The organism is Spirulina subsalsa PCC 9445, from assembly GCF_000314005.1.
GTDB classification, from domain to species: domain Bacteria; phylum Cyanobacteriota; class Cyanobacteriia; order Cyanobacteriales; family Spirulinaceae; genus Spirulina_A; species Spirulina_A subsalsa.
Map to the genome: position 1 here is coordinate 2,367,388 of NZ_JH980292.1, position 22,389 is coordinate 2,389,776.

The window sequence follows — 22,389 nt, forward strand, 5'->3', positions numbered from 1 at the left end:
TGTTCCCTATTCCCTAACCTTGATGACTGAGGGAATTTGATGGAGAATCTCCTGCACAATTTGCTCAGGGGTTTGTTCCGGTTCGAGGGTGATTTTGAGATCCGCTTGAGCATAAAAACTCTGACGTTGTTCTAAGAGTTGGCTTAAACGGGCTGGGAGGTTTTCGACTTCTAGTAAGGGTCGGGTAGTATCTCCTTGTAATCGTTGGACTAACAGGGAAACGGGGGCATCTAACCAGATAACTAAACCATTTTGGAGGTAACTCCAATTGCGGGGACGGATGACGATTCCTCCCCCGGTTGCGATCGCGCATCGAGTATAAGCGCAGACTTGTTCCAACACCTGACTCTCTAAATCTCGAAATGCTGCCTCTCCCTCACAGGCGAAAATCTCAGGAATCGTCGTTTGAGCCACCTTTTCAATTAGGCTATCTGTGTCCAAAAAGTGATAACCCAATTGACGGGCTAAACCTTCCCCCACTGTACTTTTCCCACAGCCCATCATCCCCACAAGAAACACACTCATTCCTTTTAATAATTCACCCACCACTGTTAATTTTTCTCCTACTCTTTATTCCCTATTCCCCATTCCCTGTTCCCTGTTCCCTAAATCCAATCCTCCTCATCCGTTGAAGAGTCAGGGCGAAACGGTGGTGTAATCACCCGATAATCCGCCTCATAAATATTATCAGTTTGGCGGGCGGGTTCTTCGGCAGTCGGTTGAGAAGTTCTTTCCCCGTACTGTTGACGGTAAACGGTTCCCTCTTTTTGGGTTTGGGGGGGAGGCTGGGGGACTTCATAACTGGGGGGAGGGTTGCGATAGTCCTCACGGGGAGGCTGGGGGACTTCGTAACTACGGGTAGGGTCGCGATAGTCTTCACGGGGTCGAGGACGGGGAATGGTGCGTTCACGGGGAGGTTCTTCAATATCCCACTCCTCCTCCCCCGGTGCGTCCCAATCTTCCGAGAGAGGTCTGTCCCAGCCATTGCTATCCTGAAGGCGGGTTTTTGCTCCTTCTGAGGCGTTTTCCGACTCTCGATACCGGGGAGCCGGTTGAGGGGGGGTACGGGGTCTAGAAGAGGCGGAAACGGGGCGATAGTTGAGGATTTGTAAAAGGATGCTGGTTAAAATTCCGGCTGCGATCGCCAACACCAACCAAATAGCCACCGGAAGAGATGCCGTCGTAGACCCAAACAGCACCAACGGCAACAGAGGGACCCAATTTTGAGCCACCAGCAAGACTAACCCCAAAACCAGTAACAAGAGAACAAAAATCTGCATCAATCCTCCCCCTTTCCTTGGTTCATGCCCCCCTGCCAACGTTGGAGGGGAACACAATCTATCTCGAACTGGTCTAACGCCCGGGCTACCACAAAATCCACTAAATCCTCAATGGTTTGGGGGTGATGGTACCAAGCGGGAATCGCTGGCACAATTCGCGTTCCTGCTTCAGCGAGAGTCGTGAGATTGCGCAGGTGAATCACACTCAAAGGAGTTTCCCGAGGGACAAGCACCAACTTCCGCCCCTCCTTTAACTGTACATCCGCCGCTCGTTCCAGTAAATCGGAACTTAACCCTTGGGCAATTTTTGCCACCGTACTCATGCTACAGGGAATCACCAGCATTCCCAACGTGGGGAAAGACCCACTGGCAATCGTAGCCCCCACATCTCCCCAACGGTGACAGCGTAACACCCCCTGACTGGGATTTCCTGCCTGTTCTCGCCAAAAAATGGCTTGTTCCTCTGGGTCTGGGGGCATTCGGATATTATGTTCTGCTTGCCAAACCATATAGGCCGCTTTTGAGGCAACAATATCTAGGGTATAGTCGGCACTGAGGAGATATTTAATCGCCCGGACGGCATAAATTAGGCCACTGGCACCACTAATGCCAAGAGTGAGAGGTTTCATAAAGTGAACCGTAAACAGATTAACTCAAAGCAAAAGCATCAATCATCTTAATTAACGTTTTATCCCCCAACCCTTTCACGGAAGCGACGACATCACCATACCCGCGAAAAACCTGCTGAGGTTGTTTGTCCCGTGCCGTTATAATTGCATTGGCTAAAATACTCGCTCGGGGAATATTTCGCCGTTCTAATTCCGAGCGTAAGGACTTCCCATCTAACACATTCAGCGAGTCTAATAACCCCATCACTGCCCCAGAAGGTTCAGCAGACGTTTCGGGTGGGGGTGCGGTTTCCAGTACCGTCATTCTCTCCGCTAACTGTTCATATAAACGGTTAAACTCAGCCCGAATGTCTTGCCCTTGTTGCTCTAAACGTTGTTCTAAATCTAATAGGCGTTGGTCATCTTGTGCCGGAACAACAGGAGAGGCTGCGGGGGGTTCAACAGTTAGGGGAATGGCGGGACTCTGTGCTTCGAGAAAAGCCGCCAACTGTTCTACAACATAACTCTGTTGTTCAGGCTGAATGACAAAAGCGTTGACCACTTCTCCCTGACTCGGATTCTTTTCTCTCGCCCGCATCGCCGCATGATAGGCCAGTTCTCCGGCGATTAATTCGTAACTCTCAAACCCTGCTTTTTTCACAATAACAGGTTGTAAAAGTCCCTCAACGTTCAGAATATGATCGGCTAGTTTTTCTACTTGCTCCTCACTAAAATTAGAACGGGGAGTATTGCATATAATGTTCTCAATGTCAATCATTAAAAAAATAACCATTTGTTATCTCCTTCCACTTCAATATTATGGGTCTATTTGGCTCAACACTTCATCAGCTAACTGTTCAAACTCCAAGGCGGAGGCTTTGGCTTCTTGAGGGGCTTTTAAGGCATAATCTAGGATAGATTGGGGGGCTGGGATTTCTAAATCGCCCATGACAACGGTTTGGTGAATACATTTAGAAAGGGCAGTTTTTTCTAGGATTATGGTTTCCATCAAGGGAAAGTTATAAACCTCCGTAATGGCAAGTTGATGTTTGGGAAATGTATGTTTTAAATACATGGGATTGGGGGAAATCTTAGAGGGTAAAACACCTAAAATTTTTAGGGGTTCTTTGCCTAAACCTTCCCGATTTTCATTAATAATGGAGGTCACAAAATCGCTAACACTGGATAACCCCTGATTAGAAAAGGGCTTTAAGTCTGAGGGAATAATCAGATAATCAGCCGCCGTAAGGGAGGCTTGGGCATATAAATCCAAGGAGGGGGGAGTATCAATAATAACAAAATCGTACTGATCTGTCACTTTATCCAGTTTGCGCGCTAAACGGATAGCGGTACTGGCAAAGCGGCTTAAATTAGGTTGTTGGGAAATGAGGGTGATATGAGAGGGAACGACATCAATTTCTGGCTGGTTAAAATAATTTGAGGGTTTCACTACATCTTCAACAAAGATGAGATGGGTATTTTCTAGGAGGTGGTAAACATTGCAAGTTTTGAGATCATCATCCTGCTCAAATTCAAACTTAATTAATCCCGTGGCGAAGGTGCTGTTAGCTTGTGCGTCGATGTCTACTAATAAAATCCGTTTTCCCCGTTTGCGCAAGGCGGCAGCTAGGTTAACGGCTACGGTTGTTTTCCCGACTCCCCCTTTGTGGTGATAAATCGCAATGGTTTTCATGATTGTCCTCCCGAAACCCTATCCCGTCGTGGGTGGGGTTGTTGACCTGCTACTGAAACAATGGTTAGGATATCCCTCTAGCCTATCATTGAATCGGTTAGGGGCGAATTTGGAGGCGTTGGTACTCGATTTTGATACAGGCGTTCAGAATCACGTTTAACCCGGCTTCTCGGGCGATTTGGGCGGCGCTGGGGTGGATAATGCCCAATTGAGTCCAGAGGGTTTTAGCTTGGATGGCGATCGCACTTTTGACAATTTCCGGTAAAAACTCCCCCCGTCGAAACACATTCACCAAATCAATGGGGGCGGGAATCTCTTCCAAACAACGATAACAGGGCTGTCCGTCTAGGGTTTCCAGTCGGGGATTGACTGGATAGACGAGATAGCCCTGTTGGGTGAGAAATTGACCGACTCGGTAACTGTCCCGGTGTGGTTTGTTGGAGTAGCCGATTAAGGCAATGGTTTGAGTTTGCGTGAGAATCTCGCGTAATGCGGCATCATCAATTTGCATACAGTGTGAAGTGTGAGGAAAGGATTAACGACCGAGTTTGTCTTGACACATTCCAATCATTCTCAAGTCATTGGCTGTTACTTCTAGGGGGGATAAACCTTCTAAACTCATTCCGGCGGCGGCGGGACGATTCACCGAAGCGCTGAGGGTTTCTGTTTCCCGCACGGCGATATCATGGCTAAACCGTTCGTTGGTGTAGCTATCGACTACGGTTAAGGCTAAGTTTGTCCCTTGAGGACGACCATAGAAGCAGTCAAAGGAGGAATACGGCTGATAAACAGCCCCTGTGACTTGACCATCTTGCACTTCAAAGGTCATGTAGACGGCACCGAGTTGGTCTGCTTCGGGAACTTCCCCGTAAAGATAGACCCCATCCCGGAGGAAGGCTGGGCTATTCCCTTGTACTTGTGTTTCTTCGTTGGCGATCGCACTTTGAGTAAAAATTACGCCAAAAGAAAGGGAAAGTAAAGCGGTGGTTAAGGTTAAAGCAAAAGTGCGTGGATTAAACATGATTCCGAGTCCCTGTGATTGAGAACAATTTCAATATCTCGTGTTTCCGGGATCTTCTCAGTGATGTCGTCTCACTCTCCCGGTGAGTTTAAACAGCTATCTGCGTGATTACTCGCACCCTTTGGGGTGATAAACAGGTTTTTACTCTGTGATCAAAATCAATGCGTAGCCGATACTCTTATGGTATCAAGTAAATCTACGGGGGAACGGTATATCAAGTTTTTTCTCAGAGTGTAAAGTATCGTAAATTTGCGGAGGGGTGCTATACCTCCCATGTTAGCATGAAAGGCTAGTTTGGCAAGTTCATATTTTAGTCGCTACAGCGTGGGATTTTGAACTAATATTCATATTTTGTAGGTTGGGTGAAGCGGCAGCGCAACCCAACCAAAAGGCAAGAACTTAATTTTTAGTAATTGTCAAAAAGTGCTAGGTAAGGCTCATAACGATATAGTCGATTACGTTGCCATCCTGTAATTTCTTTTAGTAAACCTAGTTCTTGAAATTGGTCAACTAATTTATTGGCAGTCACATAAGCACACCCTAAATTTTTTTCAATGAATCGAATATTAACAAGGGGTTGCTCAAATAATAAATCTAATAAACGTACATCGCCACAAATAAATCAGGATTAGGTAAAATCGAAATTACGCCATCAAGACGACCTAAAGCCCTGTCTGCATCAGAAAGCAAGCGTGTAAGCTCAGAATCCATGTTTATAGGGGGATTAGGCGGTAAAGGTGCAGGAATGAAAGCTGTGTAACCTTCAACTTGTTTTATAAATTGACCCGAACGCATAATAAGAACTAACAAGGAGGACTCTTATTTTAGATCACTAAAATATGATCCACAATCAGCAATCTTATTTTATTTTTTGATATTTTTGTAAAATAAGATTTTTTGTAGTAGGATTGGCTCTAGCCAAATGTAGTCATAGTATTGCTCTTGGGCTTTTGACACTCCCCCTCTTGCCTCCCCCCACGAGTGGTCACTGTATCTCGACTTCGCTTGATAACCACAAAGTCATTTGCGTAGCGTGACCCAGCAAAGTCCAGAGTTATTCAGCAAGCCCTAGGTTAGTTCTGACGCAGAGGCAGAATCACTTTAAACGTTGTGCCTACTCCTTGTTCAGAACAACAGATGAGTTGCCCGTTATGCTTATGAACAATGGTTTCATAACTCATATAAAGTCCTAATCCCACGGATTGCCCCACAGGTTTAGTCGTAAAAAAGGGATCAAACATTTTGCGCTGAACTTCCCGAGACATTCCTAAACCATTGTCACTAATGCTAATTTCTAGCCTATCATCCTCTAACAAACTTGTAGTAATTTCAATAATGCCTTCCGCTTGATCTTCCAGTTCTTGTATGGCATCAATAGCATTCATTAATAGTGTCATAAACACCTGATTGATTTCCCCAGCGAGACATTCAATTTCAGGTAAATCGCTGTAATTTTTTATAATTTGAATGGGTGGAAAATTTCGTTCGAGTTCGTCGGAGTAAAAACCCGCCAGACGATGTTGTAAAATCAACAGGGTGCTTTCTATGCCATGATGAATATTAACGCTTTTCATGTCTGCTTCGTCCAGGCGGGAAAAGTTGCGCAAACTCAGCACAATTTGGTGAATCCGATCGGCTCCAGATTTCATGGAATCCAGCAGTTTAAAAAAGTCCTCTTTGATAAACTCTAGATCCATCTCTTCCACTAATTCCTCAATTTCTGGGGAAGGCTCTACAACAATGGTTTCATACAGGGCTAACAAATCTAACAGGTCTGTTGCATATTCTGTAGCAGGTGTCAAGTTGCTATAAATAAAACTAATCGGATTATTAATTTCATGGGCAATTCCGGCGACTAAATGCCCTAAACTGGTCATCTTTTCGTTTTGAATCAGTTGGGCTTGGGTTTGGCGGAGTTCTTGTAGGGTGACGGTGAGGGAGTGGGCTTTTTCTTGCAGGTGGAGTTCTTTGCGTTGGAGTTCTTCGTTGGCTTGGGAGAGTGCGCGGGTACGTTCTAGAACGCGGGATTCTAGGTGTTCGTTGGCTTGTTGGAGGGCGAGTATGGCATAGCGACGTTCTTCAATGACGGCCATGAGGACGAGGGTGGTCACAGAAATGACGCTGATGAAGGATTCTAGGAGGAGGAGGGACTCGGTGAGATTGGGGCGCAGGAAAGAGCTTTTTTCAAGGAGAGTCCCGGTGATGGCCATAGCAGTGGCGAGGGCGATCGCCATGGTGGTGATCCGTTTGGGGAAACGGAAGGCTGCCCAGACGGTGAGGGGAATCATTAAGTATTCCACCGGATAAGCCCGCCAGAAGGCCAACACCACGACACTACTAAACAGAAACAACCAACCACACAGTTCTGGCAGTAAACGGCGTAATCTTAGCAGTAAAGGATGGGGATTTTTTTTTCCGCCCGGAGTCGCCCAGGTGAGAATCAGAGGGGTAATGATTAACACCCCCGTTACGTTGGAAATCCACCAAGTCATCCAGAGGGCGGGAAATAACGACCAGGGCACCCATCCCCCTAAACATAAGGCGCTCACGCCAATTGTGGCACTAATCCCTTGACTGAACACTGCCCCTAATAGGGCAAATTTAAACACTTCACTAGCTTTCTGGAAGGGGTAACGAGTGCCTGTGAAACGATAGATCAGGGCGGCCCCACAGAGGGGGGTTAAGGTGTTGCCAATGGAGGTTACAGCCCCAATGGCGAGACTCATGGGGGTGGGGTTAAATAAGACGGAAATGCCGAAAGATCCCAAGGTAATGGCCGGCCATATTTTCACCCCACCGAGGAGGACAGCCGCTAAACCAATACCAGCCGGAACCCAAATAGGAGTCACTTCTCCGGGTAGGGTGGCTAGATGTAAGCCTAATAGACCCAGACCACAATAGGAAATGGCGACTAGGGCGATCGCGCTTAAATCGTCCCAGCGCCAACGGGTTACAATTTCTTTCATCTTCAACCCCTCCCCTTGATAGATATAAGACATTGACTTCTCCTTGCCCTTAATAAAGTTATTGATACAAGAGTTGAATCGCGAAATGTGGGGTTTCGACTTCTTCAACTATCCTAACGTTACAGGGCTAAAGAGGTATTAAAATCTAACCACAATATTTACTTATATCAGCCCCAAAATTTAGTTATATTAAGGATTCAGGTCGGGAATATTGAGTAAAAAAGGATAAAAAAAAAGGGTTCGCTAAAAAACTCCGGGAGTCGGCAATAGGGGGAGTTGATAATTATTCCCTATTCCCTATTCCCTATTCCCTATTCCCTATTCCCCATTCGCTACTCCCTAATCCCCCACTTCCGACCAAGTAATGGGCAAAATGGGCGCAGAGAAAGAGGTTAAACCATGGGTATGGGTTTCTTGATCTAAAACCGTTTCTACGCGCTCATAAAGGGCTTCGGCCTCTTCAAAAGAATTGCCCACACTGGTTAACCCCAACTTGCCAAACTCGGATAGGGCTCCCATTAAGTGAAACACAGTCCCGGTTTTAGTGCTACTGTCAAAATGCAGATGATGGCGGGCAATAATATCCATCAAATCTCCCGGCAGTAAACCGCGATAACTCTCCTTTTGCAAGTTATCCGAGGCAATGTAATATTTCTCCTGACCGTGAGGACTTAAAAACACCCCCCGATCGGTGTAATACTTCCCATTGGTGAGCAGTTTTAGCGCCATAAACGGATGAGTTGTCCCCCCCTTGCGCAGGTTAATTTCAATGGCTTGGATGTCCCATTCTGGGGTTTTGCCCGGTTGATGAACGGCGATAAAATCTACCCCGAATCGTTCCATTGCCCCTTTTTGGGCTAGGACTTTGCCGATTTTTAGGCCATAGTCCTGTAGGGCTAAACAATAGGCCGGATCCGCCGGAAAACGACAGCCGAGATAGATTTGACCGTCGGGGCCGCCGAGAATTTGGTCATGGGTGGAGAGAATGTCCACCTCCCCTCGGGGGGAAATATACCCCTGAACACTGGGGGAACGTTTAACGCTCCCTTCGACAAACTGTTCTACAATTGCCCCTAATTCCGGGAGACGACTAGAAAAACTCGCCCAAGTTTCATCCTTAGCTTGAAAGCGGAGATGGGGGAGGCGATCGCGCAATATCTTAACCCGGACTTCCCAATTCTCCAAATGGGGGGAATATTCACTCAGGGGACTTAAATCTAAAATGGCGTTGCCTTCCCCAGAAAACCCCTCATTGAGTTTAATCACCATCCGTTGTAACTCCGGGTGTCTCTCCCACAACAGCGCGGCCGCTTCTATCACTTGTTCCTCATTCCACAAGGAGGCAGGACTCCCATCCGGGAAAGGGATCTCCGCTTGAGCAAAAATCGCCCGACTGCCACTTTTTGACCCCCAGTAGAGGAGATCGGGACGACAGGCCAACAGGGGGATTCCCAACTTAAGGGATAATTCCTGTTCTAAGACCGTGGCGTTAAAACAGACAATATAGGACTTTTTCGGCCGGAGGGCTTTACGAATGCGCTCAATGAGGCGAGGCCGTTCTAAAATCTTCTGGGAGAGGGGTTTAAGGGAAGCGTCATAGGTGGATAATAATAATAGGCGATCGCGGGCGTGGGAGAATGGAATCCCCGGCAACAACTGCAAATAATAGTCCACAATCGTATGAGAGAGCGGTTGAGACGTAACATAGATTAAGCGGGTGTGAGGATTGCGCAGGCGAATTAAGGAGAACAATAACCGTTCTTCATAGTGAAGAAAACCTGCAATTTTTTTTAGCTGGCTTTGGTCAATGCTAAAAGATGGGATAACGAGAATATCGAAATCATCCTGATCAAACAAATCCACACTCGGCGCACAATCCCGGAGTTGATTCTGTAGGTGTCGGAATTGCAGTCCGGCTTCAGAGGCGACGTTCAAGGTTGGCATCTTTTTCCCCCAGTTTTGATGAGCAATATTTTGAGTCCATGACACAGCAAACAGGCGATAATCGTCCAGACCAACGATTAAAAAAACAGCACAAATCCCTAGACCCTGAAGGTGAAGCCCTGACCTTTGAATTTGATTCCGTCGATGCTGCCTTAGCTGATTTTAAAGCAGGCCGCGCCATTGTGGTGGTGGATGACGAACACCGAGAAAACGAAGGTGATTTAATTTGCGCAGCCCAATTTGCCACCCCCGACATGATCAATTTTATGGCCGTTGAAGCCCGAGGTCTAATTTGTTTGGCGATGACGGGGGAACGTTTGGATCAGTTGGATTTGCCCCTCATGGTGATGAAAAACACCGATCCTAATCAAACAGCCTTTACGGTGAGTATTGATGCCGGGCCTCATTTGGGGGTGACTACAGGGATTTCGGCGGAGGATCGGGCAAAAACCATTCAGGTGGCAATTAATCCGGCGACCCGGGCGGAGGATTTGCGCCGTCCGGGGCATATTTTCCCCTTGCGGGCGAAGGAGGGGGGAGTATTAAAGCGGGCAGGTCATACGGAGGCGGCGGTGGATTTATCCCGTTTGGCGGGTCTGTATCCGGCCGGGGTGATTTGTGAGATCCAAAATCCTGACGGGTCGATGGCGCGACTCCCCCAATTAGTGGACTATGCGAAAAAATATAATCTCAAGTTAATTACCATTGCGGATTTAATTAGTTATCGTCTCGAACATGATCGTTTTGTCTATCGGGAGTCGGTGTGTAATTTTCCTAGTCAGTTTGGGGATTTTCAACTCTATGCCTACCGCAACAGTTTGGACAATACGGAACATATTGCCATTGTTAAGGGGGATCCGGCACAGTTTGCCCAGCAGCCGATTTTAGTTCGGATGCACTCGGAATGTTTGACCGGGGATGCTTTGGGGTCCTTACGCTGTGATTGTCGGATGCAGTTGAAAACGGCGTTAAAGATGATTGAACACGCGGGCTTAGGGGTGGTGGTTTATTTGCGGCAGGAGGGGCGGGGGATTGGTTTGGTCAATAAGTTAAAGGCCTATTCATTGCAGGATTTGGGGCTGGATACGGTGGAGGCTAATGAGCGGTTAGGGTTTGCGCCGGATTTGCGGGATTATGGTATGGGGGCGCAAATGTTGAACGATTTGGGGGTGAAAAAAATCCGCCTGATTACCAATAATCCGCGCAAGATTGCGGGGTTAAAGGGTTATGGTTTGGAAATGGTGGATCGGGTGCCGTTGTTAATTGAGTCTACGGATTACAATACGGAGTATTTGGCGACCAAGGCGCAAAAGTTGGGGCATTTGCTGTTACAAACCTATCTGGTGATGGTGGGGATTCGTTGGGGGGCCGAGGTTCAAGGGCTGACGGAACGTTATGATTTGTTGGAGAAGTTGCGGGATCTCTGTCAGTCGGTGAATTTGGTGGTCCAGGAGGAGGCGCGACCCATGGCGATCGCTTTATTTACGACTCCTTCTTTAGTGGTGCATTTGGGGCTGGATCAAGCGGGGGTAGCGGCGTTGGATTGGTACAATAATGAGTCTCATCCCTATGTGGAGGCGATCGCCAAAATTCTGGATCATCTCGCTTGTTGGCCTCAAGTGGAGTCTCTAGAATTCCTCATTTCCACGGGGGAAGATCCCCTCAATCGTCTTCAAGTCCAGCTTTCTCGCCAGACTTGCCCCCCCGGAAAACCTCCCTCTAGTATCTGTTCGAGTTGGCAACCTCAGACCATTTATCGGGTGGAGTAAACGGGAGAAAATCTTGGATTCCTTCACAAAATTCTCACAATGTTTCGATATCTTGGGGTTAAAGCGAAAAAATCCCCTGGATAGAAACGGAAACGCCCTCCTCCCTGAACAGAGGAGGCTTTTTTTTGGGCTAGGGAACGGGGAATGGGTAATAGGGAATAGGGAATAGGTAACAGGGAATAGGTAATAGACATCTCCCCTGCTCCCCTGCTCCCCTGCTCCCCTGCTCCCCCTCTCCCCTGCCCCCCTGCTCCCCTGCTCCCCTGCTCCCTAATCCAAAAAAAAAGTCACTTTGCGACCTTGGCTGTCACAAAATTTGCATAATCTTCCAGTAGTTTAAAAGCTGAAGCGAAAAAATCCCTTGGATAGAAACGGAAATGCCCTCCTCTTTTAATGAGGAGGTTTTTTTTAGGGAATAGGGGAGGGGAAACTCCAGAGAGTTAGTAGATACTGTCTCAAGGAATAATCACAGATGATTCAAACCCGCTACCGCTTCTTCTTGATCCGAGTCCGAGAATGTAGTGATTTTAACCCCTGTGTTCCTAGTTTTTCCGATAGATCCCTGCAACCTTACTTAGTTTTCCCATCGAAACTTCCCTGTGGGATGGTCATTCTAACCATCAAGTGTCACTATGAAAAGATAACTAGATTTTTTAGTATCAGAAATATCCAACCCAAGCCGCTATTTCAGGAGTAGTACACTGTGTTGACTTCACTGATGACCTTGTTTAGCCCTCATGGAGACAAGCTGTTATATATTCCCCATGGTCATTGCTTCCTCTGGCAACGATCTTTAGTCAGTCTTCATGTGGTGAGTGATGGCTTAATTGCCGTTGCTTATTTCTCCATTCCCACCATGTTAATTTACTTTATTCACAAACGGCGGGATATTGCCTTTTCGAGTGTCTTCGCCATGTTTGGGGCATTTATTATCCTCTGTGGGGTGGGGCATTTATTAGACATTTGGACTCTTTGGCATCCTGACTATTGGTTATCGGGGATAGAACGGGCTATTACTGCCCTTGTTTCCTGTTATACTGCCCTGCGTTTGGTGGAATTACTGCCCCAATTTTTAGCCCTGCGGACTCCGGAACAACTAGAACAAGTTAATCAGGAATTAGAGCGACAAATTGCCCAACGTCAGAGGACTGAAGCCACCCTCAAAACCGTTGTTTTCAGTACAGCAACCGCGATGGGAGAGGATTTTTTCTGGGCGCTAGCGGAAAATTTAGCCAAAGCGCTGAAGGTTCCCTATGTACTGATTTCTGAATGGGCAGATGAGCAACATAAAAACCTTGAAAGTATTGCCTTTTGGGCGATTGATCATGCTGTAACCAACTTTAACTATCCCATTGCAGATACACCTTGTGAACAAGTTTTACAACGGCAAGAAACCTGCTACTATCCTCAAGGCGTAGGGGAAATTTTTGCTCAAAGTCCTTTGATTCAAGAGATTGAGGCAGAGGCTTATTTTGGTCTGCCATTGTTTGATAGTGACCATCAAGTAATCGGCAATTTGGCTATTGTCAGCACAGACCTTTTAGGGCTAGATGAAAACGAACAAGCTATTGTACAGATATTTGCCAATCGTGCGGCGACAGAACTACAACGCAAATGGGCGGAAGAGGAAAAGAACAAAGCTTATGAACAGTTGGAATTGCGGGTACAAGAACGAACCGCAGAACTGGTGAAAGCGAATGCGGTGTTAGAAGTAGAAGTCCAAGAACGTCGCAGTGCAGAGAAAGCGATTCGCTTAATTGCCCAACGGGAAAAAGCGATTAACTGGATTACCCTGCGAATGCGCCAGAGTTTGGACTTAAACGCCATTCTGGCAACCACAACCGCAGAACTGCGAGAGGCTTTAGAATGCGATCGCGTCCTCATTTATCGCTTCAATCCTGACTGGAGTGGAACCGTCCTTTGTGAGTCCGTCGCCTCCGGTTGGAAGTCTATCCAAGATCCGGAACTCAACCTCCCCCAACTCACCCAAACCGTCACCGGAAATCCCGATTGTGGGGCTACCCAGTTTGATTTTACCAACCTCACCCTAGAAGATACCTATTTACAAAGCCAAGCAGGGGGCAAATATCGCCAACGAGATACTTTCTGTTGTGTACCCGATATCTATCAAGCGGGATTCAATGATTGCTATTTGGAACTACTAGAAACGATTCAAGCCCGTTCCTATATCATATCTCCTATATTTTGTCAACAAGAACTCTGGGGATTAGTCGCCGTTTATGAAAACAAATCTCCTCGGGATTGGCAAAGGGCAGAAGAGCAAATTGTTACCCAAATTAGTAATAAACTAGGTATCACTGTCCATCAGGTTCAACTGTTCAGCCAAACGCAAAAACAAGCCACTGAACTCAAAGAAGCTAAAGAAGCAGCTGAACAAGCTAACCGGGCGAAGAGTCAGTTTTTAGCCAATATGAGCCATGAACTGCGAACGCCCTTGAACGCTATTTTAGGCTTTACCCAACTGATGCAGCAAGAAGCCAAGTTTCAGGCAGGGGAATGCCGCCTTAGCCCTACTTATCAAGAATATGTACGCATCATTAATCAAAGCGGAGAACATTTACTCCAACTGATCAATGATGTCTTAGAAATGTCCAAAATTGAAGCAGGACGGATCACCTTAGAAACGTCCGAGTTTAAACTGCATGAATTAATTTACAATCTAGAGTCTATGTTGCGACTCAAAGCCCATTCTAAAGGGCTTTCTTTTCATTTCGATATTGCCCCTAATGTTCCAAACTTGGTACAAGGAGATGCGAACAAACTCCGTCAAGTATTGTTAAATTTATTAGGCAACGCCCTTAAATTTACCCAAGCGGGTGGCATTAGTTTACGAGTTTTCTTAGCGAACATCCCGGAAACAGCAACAGATCCTGAACAGCCTATGAACGTTGAGTTTCGCGTTGAGGATACTGGTCCAGGGATTGCCCCCGAGGAGTTAAATCACCTCTTCCAAGCCTTTTCCCAAACTCGCACCGGGAAACAGTCTCAAGAAGGGACAGGCTTAGGACTGCGCATTTCTCAGCAATTTGTGCAGTTGATGGGGGGGGAGATTACCGTGGAAAGTGTGGTGGGACAAGGCAGTTGTTTTGCCTTCTCTATTGCGGTGATTCCCTGCCCGGAAGCAACGACAACCTCCTCCACCTCCCAATTTACCCACGCCCTCCGTTTAGCCCCTAATCAGCCCTCTTACCGCTTGCTGGTGGTGGAAGATCATCCGGTGAATCGCTTACTCCTGACTACCGTCCTCCTCAACTTGGGTTTTGAGGTGAAAGAGGCGGAAAATGGTCAGGATGCGATCGCCCTTTGGCAAACTTGGCACCCACATCTGATCTTTATGGATATGTATATGCCAGAGTTAAATGGGTATGAAACCACTCGTTTTATTAAACAACAGCCCTCTCCTACTCTCCCGTTTATCGTGGCCATTACAGCCAGCGCCTTTGCAGAACAGCAACAGGAATGTTTACAAGCCGGGTGTGATAGTTTTGTGGGGAAACCCTTCCGTCGGGAAGAAATTCTAGAAGTTTTAGCGCATCATTTAGGGGTGCAATATTCCTACCGAAATATTGACCCAAAACCCTTTACACCAGCTTCAGAAGCAACACTACCATCTCAGGGCGTCGATATTCAAGTGATGCCCTCCTCGTGGCAAGAAGAACTTTATGCCGCCGCCGCCCAAGGGAATGATCATCTTTGTCTCGAATTACTCAATCAAATTCCTGAGCCTTATTTAGCGTTGCAAAACCATTTGAAGGAATTAGTAGAGGGCTATGAGTTTTACGAAATTGTGCTGTTAATTAAACCGGAAAAAGCCTAATTTTGAATAAACCATGATTGAAACTGTGCCAAACCCAGAGAAATTAGCGGATATCTTGATTGTGGATGATAAGGTAGAAAATATTCGCTTTTTGTCAGAGTTTTTAGCTACTAAAAATTATCAAGTCCGAAAAGCAATTAATGGAAAATCAGCATTAACGGCTATTCGCTTTAATCCTCCTGATTTAGTTTTATTGGATATTAATATGCCAGAAATGGGAGGCTATGAGGTTTGTGAGACGTTAAAAAAAGACCCTCAATATTGTTCTATCCCCATTATTTTCTTAAGTGCAGGCAATAGTACAGAAGATAAAATTAAAGCCTTTGCTGTTGGGGGAGTTGATTATATTACTAAACCCTTTCAACTGGATGAAGTGCTAGCACGAGTCCAGTCTCAACTGATGATTCAAGGCCTCCAGAAGAATCTGGAAGATCGTAATGCAGCACTAGAATCTATCATTCTCGATTTACGCAAAACCCAAGAACGCCTAGAACAATCCGAACGAGAAAATCAGGCATTGTTTAACGCCATGAATGAATTAGTAGTCATTTTAGACCGCCAAGGCAATTGTCAAAAAGTGGCTACCCCTAACAGCTATTTAATGGGGTTAAAAGAGGTGGCTCAAAACGGCAAAAATATTGTTGATATTTTACCCCCCTCCTTCCCTTGGTTAGAAACCTTAGAAAATGGCTTAAAAAATCAATCGAGTTGTGATGTAGAATGTGCTTTAATTCGCAACCAAATTAAACTAAATTTATGTGTTTCCTTTTCTCCCATTTCAACAGAAAAAGCCCTCTGTGTCATTCGAGATATTAGTGAACAAAAGAAACGGGAAGAAGCCTTGCACTTAATCGTTGAAGGAACAGCCGCTAAAACCGGAACTGAATTTTTCCAATCCTGTGTTCGTTACCTTGCTCAAATGCTGAAAGTGCGCTATGCCTTTATTACTAAATGTCTCGATGGAGAAAAAAACCGTGTGCAAACCTTAGCCTTTTGGCATCATGACAATTTTGGGGAAAATTTGGAGTATGACCTAGCCGGAACTCCCTGTCAAGAAGTCGTTCAACAAGGAAAATCCAACTGTTACCCCGATCATCTCATTGCTTGTTTTCCCGACGATGAGGACTTAGCCACCCTTGAAGCGAGAAGTTATCAAGGTCTGCCATTAATTAATTCAATGGGGGAGGTTATTGGTCATCTGGCGGTATTAGATACTTACCCCATGCAGGATGATCCTATTCGGGAGTTAGTCTTGCGGATTTTTGCCGCCAGAGCAGGAGCAGAACTAGAACGGCAGCTTACAGATGCGGCGTTAAAGGAGAGTCAAGAACAATCGGAACAGTTGTTATTAAATATCCTACCCAGTGCGATCGCCCAACAATTGAAAACCAATACAGGGGTAATCGCCCAATCCTACAACGATGTGACCATTCTCTTTGCAGATTTAGTGGGTTTTACTGAGCTTGCTTGTCAAATGAAGCCCATCGAATTAGTAAATTTACTGAATGAACTTTTTTCGAGTTTCGACAGCCTCAGTGAACAATATGGCCTAGAGAAAATTAAGACCATTGGGGATGCTTATATGGTAGTCGGGGGACTTCCGACACCGCGACCCGATCACGCCCAGGCGGTAGCTGAGATGGCGTTAGAGATGCAAAAGGCGATCGCCCAGATTTCCACCCCCTACGAATCCCTACAAATCCGTATCGGCATCAATAGCGGCCCCGTCGTTGCCGGAGTTATTGGCGTGAAAAAATTTATTTATGACCTGTGGGGAGATGCGGTTAATATTGCCTCCCGCATGGAGTCTTCTGGAGAACCGGGTAAAATACAAGTCACAGACACCGTTTATGAACGCTTAAAACATCAATATCATTTTGAACAACGGGGAACCGTGGAAGTCAAAGGACGAGGAGAAATGCTCACCTATTGGCTCAACAGTAAATCGTAACAAGCCAGTTCTAATTCCTTAGCTGTGATAGTTCTATCCCTCCCCTCCATCATCCCCCTGATTCGTTACAAATTTCCTGACGCACCGTTTATCTAAAACCTGCCACAATATAATTATCCTGAACCTGTAGAATGTCAGTATTAACCAGTGTCAACCATCAGATTCATTCGACACCGATAAAGCTAAACATTCCTTTCCTCCCGGTAAATTAGCGCCCACCACATAAAAATCTTGGGGATAAATCCAATGGGTATCTAACGGCCCATGAATCTGAATCCCCGTCATAACCGCATAGTTAAACACCGAACTATCCAAAGAATTTAACAGCAGTTCCACATCCTCAGAAATCAGCCGACTCGCTAACTTCGTCATTTCAATCAGATTCGGTTTGTCCCCATATTTCAAAGCAGAAATAATCTTTTGACGAATAATAGACTGCTCAATATCCTGCATATCTGTCATTAACTTAAGAGAGCCTAATTCTAACTCATGCACAATAGCCTCCAACGCTCCACAAGCATGGGAAGCCTTGTCAATTCCAGAACGATAAACCTTGCCAATTTCTCCATTTTTAGAAATCGCAATATGGGGCATAGCATAAAATGTAAACCGTCGAATTCCATCAATAATGGGAGTATGATCTGTTGCCGCCGCTAATCCCGTTCTGCCCATCATAACAAAGCCCGCCAAACTGCAACAATTAAAGGTTTTTCCCCAATATCTAATCACTTCATCCATTAAAATATCGGTAATTTCATCTCGACAAATAGAAACCATGCCGATGGTTTTTCCTGTATCAAAACCATATTTTTTGAGTTGATTATAGGTCGTTTTAATATAATCTTTCATGGGCAAACTACCCGGGAAATGTTCCCGCATTGCTTCATGAAACCTTGGATTACTGTTGATATCATACCCATCGACCGCCTGTAAAATTTCATCTCGGAGACTGTCAAAATAATTAGGATTCATAATGATTGATGATTGTTTTTAGAACAGTTAATCCCTTGATATTTGCAAATTTCCCTGGATATCATCCCACCTGCGCTCCTCTACGGGCAAATGGACAAACGCAATGACCTTGATAGATTGGTTGCAGCGACAGCAAAACCTAATAACTCACTGTAGCAAGATATTTCCCCAACATCTAGCCGAATCGAGAATTGATTGTAGTAGGGTGGGAAAGGACATCTCAACAGAAACAACCATGACATCCGAACAACTCTCATCCACCGACTGGTCAAATTTACTGCAACAACTCCTTGATCGGCAATCTCTCAGCCAAAACCAAGCGGCTCAACTGATGACAGGATGGCTAGAGGAAGCCATTCCCCCTGTTCTCTCCGGGGCTATTTTAGCTGCTCTGCGAATGAAAGGGGTTTCTGGGTCAGAATTAGCCGGGATGGCCGAAGTTCTCAAGTGCCAATCTTTACAACAAGCCAGCTTAAACTATGAGACTCCTGTCATTGATACCTGTGGCACGGGGGGGGATGGGGCGCAAACCTTTAATATTTCTACAGCCGTGGCTTTTGTCTGTGCGGCGGCTGGGGTGAAGGTGGCGAAACATGGCAACCGTTCAGCTTCGAGTAAAGTAGGATCGGCAGATGTTCTCGAAGGCTTGGGCGTTCATCTCGGAGCCCATCCCGAAAAAGTGCAAGCGGCGCTGTCTGAGGTGGGGATTACGTTCTTGTTTGCCCCCGGTTGGCATCCGGCGATGAAGGCGGTTGTTCCCTTGCGGAAAACGCTCAAGGTGCGGACGGTGTTTAATCTGTTGGGGCCGCTGGTGAATCCTTTACAGCCTACAGGCCAGGTGATTGGGGTATTTAGCAGCGAATTTATCACCACAATGGCAGAGGCGCTGAATCAGTTGGGTGTGGGACGGGCGATGGTGTTACATGGTCGGGAAAAACTAGATGAGGCGGGATTAGGAGATTTAACGGACATTGCGCTGTTACGGGATGGGGTGGTACAGACGACGAGTTTAAATCCCCATAGTTTGGGGTTAACTCACGCGCCTTTAAGTTGGCTCAGAGGGGGGGAATTGGCGGACAATACGGCGATTTTGAGTCAGTTACTCCAAGGGAAGGGAACCCAAGCGCAGCAGGATGTGGTGGCGTTAAATGCGTCTTTGGCTCTACAAGTGGGGGAGGTTGTGCCTTGGGAAGATCATAGCCGAGGTGTTGAGATGGCTAAGGATATCCTACACAGTGGGGCGGCTTGGTCGAAGTTACAGGAGTTAGTGCGGTTTTTGGAAGGGTGAATCGGGGAATAGGGAACGGGGAGGTAATAGGTAGGACTTGCTGAATAAGTCCGAGAGTTGGGGAATCGGGAGTCGGGAGTCGGGAGTCGGGAGTCGGGAATAGGCAATCGTGCCAGTTTTAGATGATCTGTTCCCTGTTAAGAGTTCCCTGTTCCCTTGTTGAGCCTAGCATAGGCGTGTTATTCAGCAGACCCTAGGTAATAAGTCTTAATTCCTTGTCTCCCTCTCTCCCCCTCCCCCCGACTCCCTAGGGCGCAAGCATTGCGCCCCTACACCGATTCCCGACTCCCGATTCCTATTCCTATCAATTTTCAATTTCCCGATCTAAAAATTGCTGAAGGGCTTGGATAACGGGGTGTTGGATTTCATGAGCCATGTTGAATTCATGGTAGTCCAGTTTAACACCGAGTTGGGTGAGGAGGGTGCGGGCTTGTTGGGCTTGTTGGATGGGGACGACTCGATCTAAACGACCATGAGCCATGAAGACGGGGGGGAGGGGTGGGGTGACTTGTGGGGGGGCGTGGAGATAACCACTGAGGCTACAGAGGGCGGCACAGGGCAGGGCTAAACCGACATCTAAGGTCATGGCTCCTCCTTGGGAGAAGCCACAAAGGACGATGCGGGAGGGGGGAATTTGGGTGGTTTGGCTGGTTTCCTGTAACCACTCTAGAAGCTGCTGACGGCTTTCTGGGAGTCCGGTGTAGTCTTCTGCTTCTAGGTCGTACCAAGACCGCCCAGAAGGGCTGTAAGGGTGGGCATAGGGGGCGTTTGGGAAGAACATCCCATAGTGGGGGAGATGGAGGAAGGCGGCGAGGGAAACGAGGTCATGGGCGTTGGCTCCCCAGCCATGAAGGGCGATGAGGAGATGAGTGGGGGGATTGCCACTGTTGGGGGGGAGATATAGGGCTTCTAAAGACAGATTGAGAACTCCTTAAGCGAAAGGGACAGGTTTCTTAAGGATAGTGTATGGCTTGAGCTTACAACAGGGCTTGATCGAAAAATTTGGGCTGGTGAATGACTAAGTGGCGATCGCGATTAAAACAGATTTGCCCTTCTTTTTGCAGTTTGCCCATGAGTCGCGTAATGGTGACGCGGGTAGTCCCCAGAGCATTGGCCATGTTTTGATGGGTTAAACGAATGGGTAGGGTAATCCCTTCAGGGGTGGTTTCTCCCAGTTCGTCTTTAAGCAGTTTGAGGAAATAGTAAAGACGTTCTTCTACCCGTTTTTGTCCGGCAATGGCTAATAAAGCCTCACTTTGGCGGATGCGATGGGTTAATTGCTTAAAGACTAATTGGGCAAGGTGGGGGGATTGCTCAAGTTCCGACAAGAAAAACCAGCGTAAATAGACATCGGATAAAGCCCGCGCTTCACAGACTTGGAGACGACTGAGGGATTGACCAAAAAAACCGTTGGGTTGCACCCAGCCTAACATGACTTCCTCGCCACTCATTTGGGTGGCGCTGAGTTGGACATAACCCCGGTAGACCTGCCATAAACCTTGATTGTTTAGGATAATGCGATCGCCTCGATGATGGAGATGTAGCCGACGCTCTTCGGGGGAAATAATGTGAGGAGATTCGGAACGGGTGGATTGGACTAAATACATAGGAAACCAAGGGAGAGGAGGACTGGATAAACCATTTCTCCTCTAGCCTAGGGGGTGGAGGTAAAGGCGCGGTAAACATTGGGTAAATAGTGAACAGTCACGATGGCCCTAGGGGTAATTCATGAATCACCCCTACACCCCAAACCCCCTTATTCCTCCGTCTGTCCTTCAGGAATCAATAAATTCAACACCACACCCAACACGGCGGATAAACCAATCCCTTCTAAGCCGAAATTCCCGGTTTTCACGGCTAAACCCCCAACCCCTAAGACCAAAATCACCGCCATAATCACTACATTCCGGGACTTTAACAAATCTTGCCCTGACTGGGCTAGGGTATTAATCCCAATCACGACAATAGTTCCAAAAAGAATCACTACAATTCCTCCCATAACAGGGGTGGGAATGGTGCTTAAAAATGCTCCCAATTTGCCCACAAAGGCCAATAAAACCGAGCATAACGCCGCCCAGGTCATAATGGCCGGATTAAAGCTTTTGGTTAGGGCAACAGCCCCCGTCACTTCAGAATAGGTGGTATTGGGCGGCCCCCCGAAAAAGGCGGCCAAACTGGTGGCTAAACCATCTCCCAACAGGGTGCGATGGACACCGGGATCTCGAAAATACTCTTTTTTCGCCACAGCCCCAATGGCCAAGATATCGCCAAAATGTTCAATCGCAGGTGCGATCGCCACAGGGACCAGAAACAAGATGGCCGGCCCATGCACCACGGGAAAAGTAAAATTAGGCATGGCAAACCAAGGCGCCTCGGCCAAGGGGCTAAAATCCACCATACCAAGGGGTAAGGCCACTAAATATCCGGTCAAAATCCCCACCAAAATGGGAACAAGATGTAGCCATCCTCGACTAAATAAGGCCGTGATCATGGTCGCTAACAACGAAGCGGCCGCCACTCCCAAGGCCATGGTTGCCGTATAGCGATCGCCCGCTTCCGAGGCCATATTCACCGCAATGGGAGCCAAAGATAGACCGATCACCATAATCACAGGTCCGGTGACAATGGGAGGCAGTAAGCGCAATAAAAACCCTGGCCCTCGCCAAAAAATTAGCAAACTGAGGACTAAATACAACCCTCCAGCCGCCATTAATCCGGATAGAGTTTGGGGTAAGCCATATTGTTTAACCCCCAGTTGAATCGGTGCAATAAAGGCAAAGGACGAGGCTAAAAAAACGGGGACTTTTCCCCCCGTCACCAATTGAAACACTAAAGTCCCTAACCCGGCTGTAAAGAGAGCCACATTAGGATCCAATCCCGTAAGAATCGGCACTAAAACTAAAGCACCAAAGGCCACAAACAGCATTTGTAGACCTAGGACAATATCCTGCCACCGCCATTGATAGGCTGTCGGATCAGGAGTGACAGCGAGATCCGTTTCTGGATCGAGATGGGGATCTTGAGTCATAGTTTTCTGTCTTGTTTTTGCATCATTGAGG

General features: G+C 46.9%; 17 protein-coding genes and 2 pseudogenes. 4 read left to right on the forward strand and 15 right to left on the reverse strand.

All coding sequences use genetic code 11. The annotated features are described in order from the left end of the window. Nucleotides 1-6 precede the first annotated feature (6 nt). From SPI9445_RS0111035 to SPI9445_RS0111075, 11 genes and pseudogenes are all read right to left on the reverse strand, one after another. A complete protein-coding gene (locus tag SPI9445_RS0111035; RefSeq protein WP_033374529.1) occupies nucleotides 7-525 on the reverse strand; it encodes a shikimate kinase in 519 nt (172 codons plus the stop codon). Nucleotides 526-605: 80 nt separating this feature from the next. Further along, entirely contained in the window at nucleotides 606-1,280 is a 675-nt protein-coding gene (locus SPI9445_RS0111040; protein WP_017304807.1) for a hypothetical protein, read from the reverse strand. After that, a complete protein-coding gene (locus SPI9445_RS0111045; protein ID WP_017304808.1) occupies nucleotides 1,280-1,909 on the reverse strand; it encodes a flavin prenyltransferase UbiX in 630 nt (209 codons plus the stop codon). Before SPI9445_RS0111045 ends, SPI9445_RS0111040 begins: the two co-directional genes overlap by 1 nt. A gap of 19 nt (nucleotides 1,910-1,928) precedes the next feature. Continuing rightward, a complete protein-coding gene (locus SPI9445_RS0111050; protein ID WP_017304809.1) occupies nucleotides 1,929-2,681 on the reverse strand; it encodes a ParB N-terminal domain-containing protein in 753 nt (250 codons plus the stop codon). A 24-nt stretch (nucleotides 2,682-2,705) separates the two neighbouring features. Next, nucleotides 2,706-3,590: pseudogene (locus tag SPI9445_RS25205) on the reverse strand (ParA family protein); the annotation flags it as partial. Nucleotides 3,591-3,678: 88 nt separating this feature from the next. Further along, nucleotides 3,679-4,092, reverse strand: a complete 414-nt coding sequence (locus tag SPI9445_RS0111060; protein ID WP_017304811.1) for a CoA-binding protein — start codon at nucleotides 4,090-4,092, stop codon at nucleotides 3,679-3,681. A gap of 24 nt (nucleotides 4,093-4,116) precedes the next feature. Continuing rightward, nucleotides 4,117-4,602: a hypothetical protein gene (locus SPI9445_RS27545; protein ID WP_017304812.1), complete on the reverse strand. Its 486-nt coding sequence runs from the start codon at nucleotides 4,600-4,602 to the stop codon at nucleotides 4,117-4,119. Between the two features lie 406 nt (nucleotides 4,603-5,008). Further along, complete coding sequence (locus SPI9445_RS32085) at nucleotides 5,009-5,221, reverse strand: helix-turn-helix domain-containing protein (RefSeq protein ID WP_164674602.1); 213 nt, start codon at nucleotides 5,219-5,221, stop codon at nucleotides 5,009-5,011. Beyond that, nucleotides 5,203-5,397, reverse strand: a pseudogene (locus SPI9445_RS32090) (Fic/DOC family N-terminal domain-containing protein); the annotation flags it as partial. The gene SPI9445_RS32085 and the pseudogene SPI9445_RS32090, both read right to left, overlap by 19 nt. A 278-nt stretch (nucleotides 5,398-5,675) precedes the next feature. Beyond that, a complete protein-coding gene (locus SPI9445_RS0111070) occupies nucleotides 5,676-7,601 on the reverse strand; it encodes an MASE1 domain-containing protein (RefSeq protein WP_017304813.1) in 1,926 nt (641 codons plus the stop codon). A gap of 306 nt (nucleotides 7,602-7,907) precedes the next feature. Next, a complete protein-coding gene (locus SPI9445_RS0111075; RefSeq protein ID WP_017304814.1) occupies nucleotides 7,908-9,512 on the reverse strand; it encodes a peptide ligase PGM1-related protein in 1,605 nt (534 codons plus the stop codon). Between the two features lie 38 nt (nucleotides 9,513-9,550). Between SPI9445_RS0111075 and ribBA the strand changes: the two genes are divergently transcribed. From ribBA to SPI9445_RS0111095, 3 genes are all read left to right on the forward strand, one after another. Next, on the forward strand, nucleotides 9,551-11,281 hold the full coding sequence (gene ribBA / locus SPI9445_RS0111080) for a bifunctional 3,4-dihydroxy-2-butanone-4-phosphate synthase/GTP cyclohydrolase II (RefSeq protein WP_017304815.1): 1,731 nt from the start codon (nucleotides 9,551-9,553) through the stop codon (nucleotides 11,279-11,281). Nucleotides 11,282-11,999: 718 nt separating this feature from the next. Then, nucleotides 12,000-15,119, forward strand: coding sequence for a GAF domain-containing protein (locus SPI9445_RS0111090; protein WP_017304817.1), 3,120 nt, complete (start codon nucleotides 12,000-12,002; stop codon nucleotides 15,117-15,119). A 13-nt stretch (nucleotides 15,120-15,132) separates the two neighbouring features. Further along, nucleotides 15,133-17,070, forward strand: coding sequence for an adenylate/guanylate cyclase domain-containing protein (locus SPI9445_RS0111095; protein ID WP_017304818.1), 1,938 nt, complete (start codon nucleotides 15,133-15,135; stop codon nucleotides 17,068-17,070). Between the two features lie 150 nt (nucleotides 17,071-17,220). On the opposite strand, the gene SPI9445_RS0111100 is transcribed toward SPI9445_RS0111095, so the two are convergent. Further along, a complete protein-coding gene (locus SPI9445_RS0111100; protein WP_017304819.1) occupies nucleotides 17,221-18,042 on the reverse strand; it encodes a hypothetical protein in 822 nt (273 codons plus the stop codon). A gap of 235 nt (nucleotides 18,043-18,277) precedes the next feature. On the opposite strand from SPI9445_RS0111100, the gene trpD reads away from it, so the two are divergent. Then, nucleotides 18,278-19,330: an anthranilate phosphoribosyltransferase gene (gene trpD, locus SPI9445_RS0111105; protein WP_017304820.1), complete on the forward strand. Its 1,053-nt coding sequence runs from the start codon at nucleotides 18,278-18,280 to the stop codon at nucleotides 19,328-19,330. A 304-nt stretch (nucleotides 19,331-19,634) separates the two neighbouring features. On the opposite strand, the gene SPI9445_RS0111110 is transcribed toward trpD, so the two are convergent. The 3 genes from SPI9445_RS0111110 to SPI9445_RS0111120 all read right to left on the reverse strand — a co-directional run bounded on the left by SPI9445_RS0111110 (nucleotide 19,635) and on the right by SPI9445_RS0111120 (nucleotide 22,358). Further along, the gene (locus SPI9445_RS0111110; protein WP_026079706.1) at nucleotides 19,635-20,249 is read right to left on the reverse strand and encodes an alpha/beta hydrolase; all 615 of its coding nucleotides are present in this window, start codon (nucleotides 20,247-20,249) and stop codon (nucleotides 19,635-19,637) included. A 58-nt stretch (nucleotides 20,250-20,307) separates the two neighbouring features. Next, the gene (locus tag SPI9445_RS0111115; protein ID WP_017304823.1) at nucleotides 20,308-20,937 is read right to left on the reverse strand and encodes a Crp/Fnr family transcriptional regulator; all 630 of its coding nucleotides are present in this window, start codon (nucleotides 20,935-20,937) and stop codon (nucleotides 20,308-20,310) included. 149 nt (nucleotides 20,938-21,086) lie between these two features. Further along, nucleotides 21,087-22,358 carry a uracil-xanthine permease family protein gene (locus SPI9445_RS0111120; protein ID WP_017304824.1) on the reverse strand — a complete coding sequence of 424 codons (1,272 nt, stop codon included), beginning with the start codon at nucleotides 22,356-22,358 and terminating at the stop codon, nucleotides 21,087-21,089. Between the last annotated feature and the right edge of the window lie 31 nt (nucleotides 22,359-22,389).